Below are 13258 nucleotides of genomic sequence, written 5' to 3'. Positions count from 1 at the left end.
TTGTCTAAGAATATAATCCTCCGTTTACAGAAATAACCTGTCCTGTAACATACGTCGCTTTAGAGGAAGCCAGCCAGCCTACAACGTCGGCTACTTCCTGTACTTCTCCAAAACGGTTCATTGGTATCAATGATTTAAAATCTTTTTCGTTCAGGTCCTGTGTCATTTCTGTTTTAATAAAACCGGGAGCCACAGCATTTACAGTAATGCCACGACGGCCAACTTCCTGCGAGAGGGCTTTGGTAGCGCCTATTACAGCTGCTTTAGAAGCTGAATAATTAGTCTGTCCGGGCAACCCTTTTAATCCTGAAAGAGAAACAATATTGATTACACGACCGTGTTTTTTAACGAGCATGTTCTTAATTACCAGTCGTGTTACATAGAAGAACCCATCTACGGCTATATCCATTACGGAGTGCCATTCGGTATCACTCATCCACATCATCAGGTTATCTTTACGGATACCGGCGTTGTTTACGAGTACTTCAATTTCTTTGTCTTTATTGGCTTGCATCCATGTATCTAAAACTGCAGTAACCTGATCTAATTTTGAAACATCAAATTTCATAATTTCTCCGGTCACTCCTTTTTCTTTTACAAGGGCTAGAGTTTTATTGGCCTCTTCCTCGTTAGATTGGTAGTTTACCAGAATATTATAGCCCATTTCGGCCAAAGTAAGGCAAACAGCTCTGCCAATACCTCTCGAGCCTCCAGTAACCAAAGCAAATTTTGTCATAGTTTTTTTAGTGCTTACTTAATACAAATTTAACGAATTTATATTTTACGGATTAAATTTTGCTTTTTAAATAGGTAACGATCTTCTTTTGTTCTTTATAACGAATGCTGTCGTCTTTAAATGTTGGCACTAAAACACGCAACTCTTCGTAATAATTACGCGCTTTTTTTGAAATTTTCGGTAAAAATTCCAGGTAATCCAAAGCTTGTATCAAGGCAAGAAATTCTATCGCAATAACTTCGTAAGAATTGTTAATGACTTTTTGAGTGATTAAAGCGGCATTTGCACCCATACTCACAATATCCTGGTTATCGTTATTACTGGGAATGCTGTGCACATACATTGGAAAACTCAAAGTTTGATTTTCTGCCGTTGTGGAGGTGGCGGTAAATTGTACACCCTGAATTCCAAGGTTTAAACCAATTGTACCAAGATTTATAAAAGGCGGTAAAATGCCGTTCAGTTTGTCGTTCAGTAAAAAATTCAGTTGACGTTCGCAAAGCATAGAAAGCTTGGTCATAACAATCTTCAGCTTATCCATTTCAAGCGCGGCGTAATCTCCATGAAAATTACCACCGTGAAAAACGTTTTTGTTTTCGTAATCAATGATGGGATTATCGTTAACGGAGTTAATCTCGTTTATAATAACTTCTTCCGCGTAAGCTATGGTGTCGTGCACCGGCCCTAAGATTTGCGGCACACAACGAATAGAGTAATATTCCTGAACTTTATCTTTAAGAATGTTTTCTTTAATAGGAGCGTGGTATAAATGCTTTTCGCGTTTTTTAATAAGCTTACTGTCCTGCAGAAAGTCCTGCATTTCTTTAGCTATTTTATTTTGTCCCGCGTGATATTTTACGGAGTTTAATTCATTTGAAAAGTGATCGTCATAAGACTGAACCATTTCTACTATCATACTGGTAGCGGCAACCGAATGCTTAACCAGGTTTTTTGCGTGAATAAGATTGATCAATCCAATGCCACACATGGCTGAAGTTCCATTCATTAGGGCTAATCCCTCGCGAATATGAACAGTAAGTGCAGTAATTCCTTCTTTTTTAAAAACTTCTGCTGTATCTGCAATTTCTCCTTTGTAATGCACTTCACCTTCTCCAATAAGAGTAAGCGCTAAATGTGCCAACTGAACCAGGTCACCACTCGCGCCCAAGCCACCGTGCTCATAAATAACAGGATAAATATTGCGGTTGATGAGCTCCTTTAATAAGATCACAGCATCTGGATGAATGCCCGAATAACCACGCATTAAAGTACTTAAACGGGCAAGCATAAGGGCTTTCACATTTATAGGTTCAATGGGATTGCCACTACCCGAACAGTGACTGCGAATGAGGTTGTATTGTAATTGTGCCTGATCTTTGTCGCTTATCTTATACTGCGCCATCGGGCCAAAACCTGTGTTAACTCCGTAAATCAGTTTATCTTTTATAAATTCCTTTAAAAAGAAATAGCTTTGATACACATGCGACATGGCGTTATCATTCAATTCAATGGATTTGTTATGTACAAGAATATCATAACATTCATTAAAAGTTAATTTACTGCCACCCAGGTTTACCATACTTCTTTTTTACGCTAAAGTCCGCTAATTATCGGACCGCGAATATACAAAAACTTTTTGCTGAAAAGCGGCTAAATTAACAAAGCCGGTGGTCTTGAAAAAAGCGGATATTTATCAGGATTTAGTGCTTTTCTTTGTCTTATATTTACCCTCTTTACACAATGAAAACTATGGAATTTTTTACAGCAGACACCCGCAACGCTTTGGAGGCCAAAGAATATGCGCAATGGATCGCCTTTGCGCCCATGGTGTTTCAGGCAAGCCGCATCATGCGCGACAACGGAATACTTCAGCAAATCGAGAAAACCAGGAGAATTGGCATTACACTGGAGGATTTAGTTGAAAAAGTTAAATTACCAACTTACACTGTGAGAGTATTGCTCGAAGCGGGCCTGGGTATAGGTTTGGTGTATATCAGCGAAAACAAATATTTTCTGACAAAAACCGGTTATTTTATTTTAAATGACGAATTAACCCGTGTGAATCTTGATTTTACAAACGATGTGTGTTATAAAGGATTAGCACATCTTGATAAAAGTTTAGAAAAAGGTAAGCCGGAAGGTTTAAAGGAGTTGGGTGACTGGAAAACCCTTTACGAAGGACTTTCCACTTTTCCGGAACCTGCCAAAGAAAGCTGGTTTAAATTTGATCACTATTATTCTGATAATGCATTCGAACAGGTTTTACCTCATGTGCTCGACCATAAACCAAAACGTATTCTTGATATTGGTGGCAATACAGGAAAATGGTCTATAGCCTGTGCAAACTATTCACCCGATGTTAAAATGACCATCATGGATCTTCCCGGACAGACGAGGATGGCCCGCGAAAATATAGCCAGCAAAGGACTTTCACACCGTATAGATTTTCACGAAGCTGATATTCTTAAACAAGATACCGTGTTTCCAAAAGATTGCGACGGTATTTGGATGAGCCAGTTTCTGGATTGTTTTTCGGATGCGGAAATTGTTTCGATTTTAACGCGTTGCACCGCTGCACTGGCAGATGATGGTTATGTTTATATTCTCGAGCTATTTTGGGACAAACAGCGTTTTAGTGCCTCGGCATTTTGTTTGCAGATGACTTCGTTATATTTTACAGCCATGGCTAACGGTAACAGTCAAATGTACGACAGCAAAGTGTTTTTAAATTTAATTAAACAATCTGGGCTGGAAGTTGTTGAACAGATCGATAATATTGGCGTAAGTCATTCTTTATTAAAGTGTAAAAAAATAAAATAATGCAAATAGAAAAGGTGGATGTGTTAGTAATTGGTGCAGGCCCTGCGGGCTGCATAGCCAGTTCTATGATAAACAAACAAGGATTTAAAGTAAAGGTTGTGGAGAAAGAAAAATTTCCTCGCTTTGTTATCGGCGAAAGTTTACTGCCACGTGTGATGGATCACCTGGATGAAGCAGGATTGCTGGAAGCGGTAAAAAAAGCCGGGTTCCAGGAAAAATTCGGTGCCAAATTTGTTCGCGGTAAGGAAATTTGCGATTTTAATTTTACAGATCAGTTTAGCGAAGGCTGGAACTGGACCTGGCAAGTGCCACGCAGTCAATTTGATCAGATTCTTTCGCAAACCGTTGCTTCAATGGGAGTTGATGTGGAACACGAAACAGCAGTTACTAAAATTGAATTTCACGGAACGGATTCTGTAACAACTGTTGTAGATAAAGAAGGCAAAGAAAAACACATAGAAGCAAAATATATTGTTGATGCAAGTGGCTACGGAAGAGTGATTCCCCGTATGTTTAATTTGGATAAACCTTCAAATTTTGAGCCCCGTAAAACACATTTCACTCACTTTAAAGATCTGAAACGTCCTGAGGGTGTGGATGGCAATCGTATAACGGTTGTGGTGCATGAGCCCCGTACCTGGATCTGGATCATTCCTTTTTCAAATGGGGTGACATCCGTTGGGTTTGTTGCTGATCCCGAATTTTACAAGGATCTGCCACAAGATCCTACTGAAAGAATGAAAGCCATCATTCATAAGGACGATAATACAAGAGAGCGTTTTAGTGATGCAGAAATGATGTTTGAACCGCGCAGCATTGAAGGGTATGCGATTTCCACCAAACAATTATTTGGAGACGGTTTTGTGCTTTGTGGAAATGCTACAGAATTTTTAGATCCTATTTTTTCTTCAGGTGTTACTTTCGCCATGGAATCAGGAAATAAAGCAGGTAAACTTGTTTGCGATTTTTTAAATGGAAAATCTGTCGACTGGCAAACGCAATACACCGATCACATGATGCAAGGAATAAACACTTTCCGTTCTTACGTGGCGGCCTGGTACACAGGTGATCTTCACGATGTTTTCTTTTCTGAAAATCCGGATCCCGAATTTAAAAAACAAATTTGTTCGGTATTAGCAGGGTATGTTTGGGATCTTGAAAATCCATTCGTGAAAAAACACGACAAGGCCATTGCTTCCCTGGCGAAAATTATCCGTCACAGAAAAGTAATAAATTAAATTTCGTACCTTGGTTGGGTATGAACCGTTTACTGATCATTTTTCTTCTAGGTGCAATTTTTATTTTTCTAAGTAGTTGTCTCTTATTTAAACCCTCGGCGAGGGGAATGGAGCGCAGGGCACTCAGAGCCCACGCACAGTATGATGCTATTATCGTTCCTGGAATTCAGTTTGTAGAACCAGCCTGGGATAAAGTGTTGCAGCTGCGCCTGATATGGGCAAAGCACTTATATGATAAAGGCATAGCAAAAAACATTATTACCAGCGGAAGTTCTGTTTACACGCCCTATGTGGAAGGTGTAATTATGGCTGAGTACCTCGTCGCTATGGGCGTTCCACGCGAACATATTATTGTGGAAGACAAAGCAGAACACAGCACCGAAAATGTATGGTACGGGTATAAGCTGGCAAAACGTAATGGATTCAAATCTATAGCCGTTTGCAGCGATCCGTTTCAGTCAAAATTGCTTTACCGTTTTGCGAAAAGAAAAACACACAAAGAGGTTTATTTTTTACCCGCGATATTTGACACAGTGCGAATTTTGTCGCACGATACGCCCGCCGTAAAGTACCAGGATTTTAAAGTAAAAGAATTCGTGCCCATCACCCAACGCGAAGGAAAATGGAAACGTTTCAGGGGCACTATGGGAAGGAATATTGATTACGAAAAGAAGGATTAAGAAAGCAACTTCATTTAGTTTTTCTCCCCTTTTTCTTCCTCTTTGTCATCCAGATGCAGCGCACTGTCTTCCGAAATTTTCAAAATAATTCTACCTCCGGGTTTTAATGCCACCGGATATTCAGTAAATACGTCTTTCAAAAAAAGAACTTTATCGCGATCTTCCGCTACATAACAGTTTATCGGAAAGGCAACAGTAAGAATTTCATTTGTAGGTCCGGCACTGAAATAGAAATGAGCAGGATAGATAGAGCTATTGATACAAAGTTGCTCGCGGTGAGAAAATTTCATGCTAACTTTTTTTTCATCCACAGCTAAGAAGCCACTCCCTTTATAATTTATTTGAAGTTTGAGAATGTAATTTTCGTCCGCCCGTTTTTTTTCAAGAATGTGAAGCGTTAGGTTGTCCCACGTCATTGTATTATCTGTCTTTGCAGGTATTTCTTGTGCTTCGTATCCTTTGCCAGGGCCATTTGAAATATCCATTCTGCTAAAATCGAAACAAATACTGTCGTTCATAAAAGTTTTCGCGGGAAACTTGAGGTAAAATTTTCTTGTATAATGGGGAGCAATAATAATCAGCCGATCGTATTTACCAGATAATTTACTTTTTTTGTCCGAGCTCAAAAAAATATTTTTAGTATCCAGAATTACAAAGTTATCGGTTGGATTTGTAAAGTAAACAGTAGTTCGCGTAAATAAATTTTTTCGTGTATAGGTATCTTTCAAAAGTATAACGCACTCATTTACTTCAATCAAAGCGTCTTTATAAGTGCAAAAACTAAGGCGCTCTTGTGCCGAGCCAAACTTATGACAGACTAGAAAAGTGATGAGCAGAATTAGAGCGCGTGTTTTCAATTTTGCATGGGTATTACTATTGCCCGTAAATATAAAAATTGTTTCGTGTTTCAAATAATTTAATAAGGCATCACCAAATAACCCAACAAAATGCAAGCCCGCGCAACAACTTCTAAATTTTAAAGACGGCAAGATTGTTTTTGTTTTATGGAGAGATGAATTTTTCGTGTGTCTCGGAAAATTTTAACTACTTTTAGCCACAACTCAAAATTCACACAACCAATGAACAAAACACTGATGGCTACGTGCCTCTCGCTTGCATTATGTAAAACTGTACAAGCTCAAAAACCGCAACATATGGAAGGTCCGTATGCTGTTAGAAATTCTATTGAATTTAAATCACCGAAAAAACATCTTGTCGCTAATCCGATTCCATACGGAGATTATGGAATTATCCAGGTGAACATGAGGGATCTGAGGTCTTTCAATTTTCAAAAATTTTCGAACGATTTAAAGTATGAAACTGAAAACACGGTTGATATAGAAGGAAAATTCAGTGAGCGTTCAAATTTTAACAGCTTCGTAAAATTCAAAAACAAAACCTATTTATTTGCCCGCGAAGTATTCAGAGAGGAAGATAAAGAAGGTATTGCCGCTCTTGAATTTAATCCTAAAACTTTAAGTTTTACAGGAAGTGCAAAGAGTCTTTTTAAATCGTCGGATAAAGTCCTTATTAATGGAGGATGGGGCATGGGCTACAGCTTTGCATACGGCATACCGGCATATGGTTACAATGGCAGTATGGGTGGTTATGATTTAAAAATATCGGAAGATAAAACGAAATTTCTATATACCTATTCGTTAAAGCCTAAGGAGAGAAAAGATGCTATAAACAAAGAAATTGTAGGAATTCATGTATATGATGAGAACCTAAGCAAGCTTTGGGGCGGAGAATATGAAATGCCATACGTGGAAGCTAAGATGGATAATTTAGGGTTTATTCTTGCAGATGATGGATCGGTTTATCTTCTTGCCAAAGTTTATGAAGGCGATAATGCAAAAGAGGGAAGAAAAGATAAAGAGAAACCAAATTACCATTTTGAAGTCTTAATTTACGAAAAAGGAAAAAAAGCGGCGAAAATGAATAAAATTCAGTTGGATAATAATCGCTTTCCTACCGAAGCGTGGATATATGAAGATGCAACACATGCTATCGCTATAACCGGTTTTTATTCCAAAGGTCTGAATAAGCCTGTTGATGGCGCTTATATGGTTAAGATGGACAATGAAAAGGGAACTTTTACTAAAATAAATGGGGGATATTTCGAAATTCCAGCGGAGGTGATTAAAGCCTTTACATCTGACAAAGAGAGAAGAAAAATTGAGAAGAAGGAGAGGAAGGATGACGATTTTGATTTAGGGATTACAAATCTTGAGATCAATTCTATCTTTACGAATTCAGATGGCTCTACTCGTATAGTGGCTGAACAATACTACACTGTTGTATCTACTTATTATGACGCAGGTTGTAAGTGTATGAGAACAAAATATGATACTTATGCGCTTGACGTTTTTATATTGGCCATCGGATCAGGCGGAAAATTAGACTGGGTTAAAAAAATTCCGAAAGCACAGCACTCCGCCGGTGCTTATGGTCCCGGGATTTCTATTAATACTTTAATGACATCAAACAATGATCTTCATATTTTTTATGTGGATAATTTGAAAAACTTTAATCTGCCTGTAGATGAGGCTCCGAAGTGGCACCAGGATGGTCGTGGAGGTTTTTTAAATGGGGTAACGGTGAGTGCAAACGGTAACGTAAAAAAGTACAATCTTGGAGAAATTGAAGATTATAAAACCAGATTTTCGGTTCGCGAATTTGTGAATGGAGGTCATACAAATCTTATTAGTTCTGAAAGAAGAAAAAAGAAAAATGTACTTTATTCCATAGAGATTAAGTAGTACTGATAGCAAACAAAAAAGCCGGAGCAACTTGTCCGGCTTTTTTTATGCAAACTGAATTTTATTTAATTTTTTTCAAACGCTTGTTTACGTCTTTCATTAACATTTTTGCTGCTTTAGCATAGCTTTCTGCGATACGGGAGCCCGCATCAAAATCATATCCCATAGCAGTTCCGCCGGGTACATTCCTGATCGTATAGGTTGCAAAATCTTTTCCGTCCTTAGAGAAAGTACATTTAAAGTCTAATGAAGCAGATTTTCTAACAACTCCTGCGTTAAAACCTGGCTCAGTAAATGTTGTTTCAACTTTTAATGTTACCGGACCGTCTGTTGCATTGTTTACTCCCATAATACCTGTTTTAGAACCAACAGAGTTAAACAACTCTTCAAACTTCGGCTCATAACGTGCTTTACGGGCACCAAACCAACCATCTTTCCATTTAGTCTGTTTTTCAGGCTCTTTTTTATAGTCGTCCATCTTTTTGTTTATGTATTCTTGTTCAGTAGCATAACCGCCAACTGCCATTTTAGAATAATCATAAACAATATTTACTTTTGTAACTCCTTTTAGCGGAGCTAAATCGCCACTTTCAAGCCTAACTTGAGCCTGGCTGGTTACAAATGATGCAAGCAAAATAAACGCTGATAAAGCTAATTTTAATTTTTTCATAGTTGATGGTTTGAGATTAAATATGAGATAAATATAGACTCTATTTTTTGAATCACAAAAGGTGACTGGAATATATAATCTAAATTTAAAGTACCAGCATATAAAGCATGGTTTAAAAAAAAAGCCGTCCTGGTGGTTATTGAGACGGCTTTTATTTTTTAATTATTCTCGTTCAGATGAATTTTATTTATGGTTGGCTGAGCATACATCTTTAAAAACAAGTTTCGAAGAACATCTTTCTCGCCTTCAATAAGCGAAATTTTTTCTTCCATGTATTTAATGAAATTATTTTTTTCCTCTTCGCTGTAAAACGATTCAAATAAGTTGGTTTCGTGAAGTATGTCGCATGCAATGTGATTAACGGGGTAAAGCTTGTAATCATGGTGAATGCGCTTGTCTATCATAGCTGTTAAAGCTTTGATTTTATCATTCTCGTTAATGATTTTATCAATGTACTGGTATTCTTTTTCTTCAATAGGAGTACCCACACTCATATGAATTCTTCCCTTAAATTGTTTAATGCCGGTAACAATACTGTTGAGGTCTTCTCCCTGGGCTTTAGTATACTTGGTATGCAGACTGGATAAATAAAGTTCCTGAACTTTCAAATGATCGCAGGGTTCGTATTCATAAGAGATCGTAATAGGAACAATTGCCAGCTGGGCAAAATTTTCAGAAAAACTTTTTTTGCCGCTGATGTTCAGCATTTTTAAAAGCCCGCTCTGAGTTGTATCGTGACCATCTTTTGTCCGGCCATTGCGTTGAGCAATCCAAACAGAAACAACTTTGTCAACGATGGTGTGACGAATATAAGCCGATAATTTTTTTGAAATTTCGTAAAGCTCTTTGCTGGTTCCTTCGCGCTGAACCGTGAACATACGGTTCAATTTGCCAAAGTCAGTTACAAAGCCTTTTTCTTTTAAATTACTTCCAAAGGTAATTTCTGAAGTGGGCATGCCATGTTCTACCAAAAGCACCTGCAGGATGGCCGCGTCTAATAAAATGTCGCGATGATTTCCTACAAAAAGATAGCCCTTGTTTGGATCCAGCTGTTCAAAACCACTGCTCGTAAGGCCTGTAGAGCTCATTTCGATTATCCGGCGAATAGCACCGTGCATAAATTCGAGTTGAAAGTCTCTGTTACTTTGCACACGTTCTGCTTTCTCCTTAACTTCTTCAAAAGTCATATCCGGCCACAGATAATTTATCATCGGCATAAAAACCGGATCGTGAATTAATTTTTTAGTAACCTCGTTTACCTCTTCGTCATAAAAAACCCGGATGTCCTCGAAATCAATTTCCTGCGCAAAATCGCTCCTTTTTTGTTCAATCATAGTAATGTGTTGTGTTCTCTCCTGTCAATAAATTTTATAGGTTTTCTGCTGTTCTTGGGTTGAAGTAGTTGATTGACTTCTTCTGGGCTTAAGAAATTCAACCGGGGGGCTACTCGTAATTTGGCCCGAAAAGTATTTAGTATATCCTCTTCCTTAATTTTTGTTTTTTCATTCACGCCCAAGTGAATTTGTATCTCATCTGTGCCATTGCTATTTGTGCTCACTTCAACCTGGTAATTTTTTACCTGGTCGATGGTTTCTAAAATATCGTAAATGGCATTGGGATACAAACTTGTTCCCTTGTATTTGATCATTTGCTTTTTTCGTCCCAATACCGGGCTCAATCTCAGGCTTTCTCTTCCACAGCTGCAAATTTCAGTATGAGCAATGCACATGTCTCCGGTCTTAAAACGGATCAGCGGCATTCCTTCCACGCCTAATGTAGTAATTACGAGCTCGCCAGCTTCACCTGCTTTGGCAGGATTGCCGTTTTCATCAATTATCTCTGAAATCAATAAATCACTCTGCAAATGCCCGCCTCTAAAAGCTTCACATTCTGTAAAAGCTGTTGCCATTTCGCTTGAAGCATAAGTCGAGTAAAGTGAAACATCCCATTTTTGCGTAATTTTTTTTCCGAGAGTATTCAGTGTAAAATCCGAATTACGGATAGCTTCTCCTATGCAAATGATTTTTTTTATAGAAGACTTTTTGTAATCAATGTTATTCGCTTCCGCATAAGCGATCAAATGCAGCACAAACGAAGGCACACAGATAATAACTGTTGGTTCAATATTGCTGATAGTGTCCCATTGAAGCTCTGGTAAACCATTCCCCACGCGCACAATTCCCGCTCCCAATTTACGGGCGCCCAAAAAATAGGCGAGGCCGGCCATAAAACGACGATCTACGGTGGTCATTAGTTGAATAATATCTTCTTCACCAATACCAGCCGTCTTAAAAGAGTTGTATTCGTTCAATGCGAGCCGTTCCAGATCGGCATCTGTAAGAGCTAATGTAACAGGCTTCCCGGTGGTTCCAGAGGTTGTAACGTAGTCAATCAGCTTATGTTTCGGAACACAAATAAATTCATTTGTGAAGTTCTGCAGATCTTCTTTTTCAGTGAAGGGAATGTTCTTCAGATCTTCGGGAGTATTTATATCCTGAATAAGAATTTTATTTTTTTCGAAAAGTTTTTGGTAGAAAGGTGAACGCATGGCCACATAACGTAACAAATCTTTTAAACCTGTATGGGTTGTTTCTGTTCCGGCCATTACGATTTTTTCTTTTCAAGTGAAACAAGACGGTCTTTAATTGCAGCCGCTTCTTTCTGGGTGGCTACTTCTTTCGTTAAAGCCTCCTGGTAATAACGATTTGCTTCTGCGTAATTTTTTTCTTTCGTATAATAATCTCCAATAATCCAGTAAGTGAAATAACTGTTTGGATTAGAACTTACAAACGCGTTAATAAACGAGTCTGCCACTTTTAAATCGTAAGCACTTTTGGTGCAATATTGGATGTAAGACTTTAAGCGCTTAAAAAGCAAAAACTTCTGGTAATCATTAGAACTAAGGAAGGGATCGGCGGCAATGACTTTAGAACTGTCTTGTATTTCCTTACTGACAGACATCCCTGGAGCTTCGTTAAATACTTTAGTAAGATCGTAACAAATATACTTTCCCAACTGATAAGGAGTTGTAGAAACCCAGACAAGGCCTTCTTCCGGTTTAAAAATAATGGAATGATGAGCTATAAGTTGATTAATTCCTTTTTCATTTGTTAAGCCTATAGCACGATCATTCAAACCATTTTGATCACGCAAAACCTTTGCAACCTCTTCGGGGTTAAAGCGTTTTGTTCTACTCAACAATTGTTGCATTCGGAAATTTCTGTACAGCGAAGAGCTTTCTATTTTGTTTTTGTTATTAATAGCATCTTTCTCAAACAAGCCTCCGCGATAATGATTCGAACAAATAAGCTCTTCGCCATTTTCGGTATAGAGATCGATCTTACTAGGTGTTTTTTCAATAAGTGCCGCGCTCTTATCAAGCGATGATCCAATCAGGATAGATTCCGATACAAATGTTTTTCTTTCCTGAGCAATTTTATAAGCTTCGTCGATTGTTTTGGCGTACTGTAAAATTTCTTTTGCCAATAAAGAAATGGGTGTTGCGGCACTATTCGGAATATCAGATTTAGAAGCGTTAATAGTTACGGTTAATCCTTTATCATTCATTCCGGATACCACTCCTGTGAAACCCGCCCAGGTTACATACATAAATTTATAGCCTTTTGCAGGTTTTGTAAAACACACAATTTTATTTTTCGCAAAATCATCTCCCGCAAAAAAATCGAAATTTCTCCCCAGGAGCATTTTTCCGTCTGAGGTTCTATTGTTCCAAACGCCAAAAGAGGTGCAGCCCACTGCCATGTTTTTGTCCTGCAGCGCATGACCGATATCGTGAGCACTGTGGTAATTTAGGATTCTGTAATATTTAGGAGCCAGGCGGTCGTATTTATCAGACGCGCTTAAGGACACGCCGTAAATTTCATCCAAATATTCTTTGCTAATATGATCTGGCATGTTGCGGTTAAAATAGGCAACAAAATATTTTAAAAAGTTGAGGTAATTTTCAGATGGAACCAGCTCCCTGATTTGTTTAATAAAAACTGTTTCCTGCCACTCAGCAAGATCTTTCGTTAATTTACCATTCACAACACCGCGCTCAAAGCCATCCCCTTCAAGATACATTTCGTACAAACCAGACTCGCTTTTGCGAAGCCAATTGTTTCCAAGAGTTCTAAAGTCAGGTGAGATAACCTTTACTTCTGTGTTTTGAAGAGAAGTCTCTGCTATTTTAGGAAGGGGTTGATAAATTGCGCTGATAAAATAGATCACAAAAATAAACACGAGTACAAGAAGAATTCCAAATGTCCTTTTAGTGATCTTTAATAACCTGCCCGGCGTTTTGTTCATGTTTAATAGCAGAGCAGTTTCCAGCTCATAAATTAGCCTGCAAA

At 38.2% G+C, this 13258-nt stretch carries 11 protein-coding genes; 4 read left to right on the top strand and 7 right to left on the bottom strand.

Translation table 11 applies throughout. The features are described from left to right. Positions 1 to 4: 4 nt before the first annotated feature. Positions 5 to 736 (bottom strand): 3-oxoacyl-ACP reductase FabG, encoded by a 732-nt coding sequence (locus CNR22_05145; protein PBQ31174.1) that lies wholly within the window; start codon positions 734 to 736, stop codon positions 5 to 7. A 52-nt stretch (positions 737 to 788) separates the two neighbouring features. Continuing rightward, entirely contained in the window at positions 789 to 2315 is a 1527-nt protein-coding gene (locus CNR22_05140; GenBank protein ID PBQ31173.1) for a histidine ammonia-lyase, read from the bottom strand. 170 nt (positions 2316 to 2485) lie between these two features. Between CNR22_05140 and CNR22_05135 the strand changes: the two genes are divergently transcribed. The 3 genes from CNR22_05135 to CNR22_05125 are packed head-to-tail and all read left to right on the top strand — an operon-like array spanning position 2486 to position 5474. Next, a complete protein-coding gene (locus CNR22_05135; protein ID PBQ34825.1) occupies positions 2486 to 3556 on the top strand; it encodes an SAM-dependent methyltransferase in 1071 nt (356 codons plus the stop codon). Next, positions 3556 to 4794: a pyridine nucleotide-disulfide oxidoreductase gene (locus CNR22_05130; protein PBQ31172.1), complete on the top strand. Its 1239-nt coding sequence runs from the start codon at positions 3556 to 3558 to the stop codon at positions 4792 to 4794. Before CNR22_05135 ends, CNR22_05130 begins: the two co-directional genes overlap by 1 nt. A 20-nt stretch (positions 4795 to 4814) precedes the next feature. Further along, complete coding sequence (locus tag CNR22_05125; protein ID PBQ31171.1) at positions 4815 to 5474, top strand: hypothetical protein; 660 nt, start codon at positions 4815 to 4817, stop codon at positions 5472 to 5474. A gap of 14 nt (positions 5475 to 5488) precedes the next feature. Here the strand turns inward: CNR22_05125 and CNR22_05120 are convergent, their stop codons facing one another. Next, positions 5489 to 6427, bottom strand: coding sequence for a hypothetical protein (locus CNR22_05120; GenBank protein ID PBQ31170.1), 939 nt, complete (start codon positions 6425 to 6427; stop codon positions 5489 to 5491). A 126-nt stretch (positions 6428 to 6553) separates the two neighbouring features. Between CNR22_05120 and CNR22_05115 the strand changes: the two genes are divergently transcribed. Next, positions 6554 to 8236 (top strand): hypothetical protein, encoded by a 1683-nt coding sequence (locus tag CNR22_05115; protein PBQ31169.1) that lies wholly within the window; start codon positions 6554 to 6556, stop codon positions 8234 to 8236. A 61-nt stretch (positions 8237 to 8297) separates the two neighbouring features. Here the strand turns inward: CNR22_05115 and CNR22_05110 are convergent, their stop codons facing one another. The 4 genes from CNR22_05110 to CNR22_05095 form a co-directional block, all read right to left on the bottom strand. After that, positions 8298 to 8906: a hypothetical protein gene (locus tag CNR22_05110; protein ID PBQ31168.1), complete on the bottom strand. Its 609-nt coding sequence runs from the start codon at positions 8904 to 8906 to the stop codon at positions 8298 to 8300. A gap of 158 nt (positions 8907 to 9064) precedes the next feature. Beyond that, positions 9065 to 10240 (bottom strand): glycerol acyltransferase, encoded by a 1176-nt coding sequence (locus CNR22_05105; protein PBQ31167.1) that lies wholly within the window; start codon positions 10238 to 10240, stop codon positions 9065 to 9067. Further along, positions 10237 to 11511 carry a phenylacetate--CoA ligase gene (locus tag CNR22_05100; GenBank protein PBQ31166.1) on the bottom strand — a complete coding sequence of 425 codons (1275 nt, stop codon included), beginning with the start codon at positions 11509 to 11511 and terminating at the stop codon, positions 10237 to 10239. The genes CNR22_05105 and CNR22_05100 overlap by 4 nt, the downstream gene beginning before the upstream one ends. Beyond that, positions 11511 to 13214, bottom strand: coding sequence for a peptidase C45 (locus tag CNR22_05095; protein ID PBQ31165.1), 1704 nt, complete (start codon positions 13212 to 13214; stop codon positions 11511 to 11513). Before CNR22_05095 ends, CNR22_05100 begins: the two co-directional genes overlap by 1 nt. Positions 13215 to 13258 lie beyond the last annotated feature (44 nt).

The organism is Sphingobacteriaceae bacterium (assembly GCA_002319075.1).
Classification (GTDB): domain Bacteria; phylum Bacteroidota; class Bacteroidia; order B-17B0; family Aurantibacillaceae; genus Aurantibacillus.
This window is presented reverse-complemented; position numbering and strand designations above follow the sequence as displayed.

Bases quoted from the DNA above. Each gene is read 5' to 3' on its own strand.
- CNR22_05125 (PBQ31171.1), top strand. From the start codon at position 4,815: ATGAACCGTTTACTGATCATTTTTCTTCTAGGTGCAATTTTTATTTTT.
- CNR22_05110 (PBQ31168.1), bottom strand. From the start codon at position 8,906: ATGAAAAAATTAAAATTAGCTTTATCAGCGTTTATTTTGCTTGCATCA.
- CNR22_05105 (PBQ31167.1), bottom strand. From the start codon at position 10,240: ATGATTGAACAAAAAAGGAGCGATTTTGCGCAGGAAATTGATTTCGAG.
- CNR22_05115 (PBQ31169.1), top strand. From the start codon at position 6,554: ATGAACAAAACACTGATGGCTACGTGCCTCTCGCTTGCATTATGTAAA.
- CNR22_05135 (PBQ34825.1), top strand. From the start codon at position 2,486: ATGGAATTTTTTACAGCAGACACCCGCAACGCTTTGGAGGCCAAAGAA.
- CNR22_05145 (PBQ31174.1), bottom strand. From the start codon at position 736: ATGACAAAATTTGCTTTGGTTACTGGAGGCTCGAGAGGTATTGGCAGA.
- CNR22_05100 (PBQ31166.1), bottom strand. From the start codon at position 11,511: ATGGCCGGAACAGAAACAACCCATACAGGTTTAAAAGATTTGTTACGT.
- CNR22_05140 (PBQ31173.1), bottom strand. From the start codon at position 2,315: ATGGTAAACCTGGGTGGCAGTAAATTAACTTTTAATGAATGTTATGAT.
- CNR22_05095 (PBQ31165.1), bottom strand. From the start codon at position 13,214: ATGAACAAAACGCCGGGCAGGTTATTAAAGATCACTAAAAGGACATTT.
- CNR22_05130 (PBQ31172.1), top strand. From the start codon at position 3,556: ATGCAAATAGAAAAGGTGGATGTGTTAGTAATTGGTGCAGGCCCTGCG.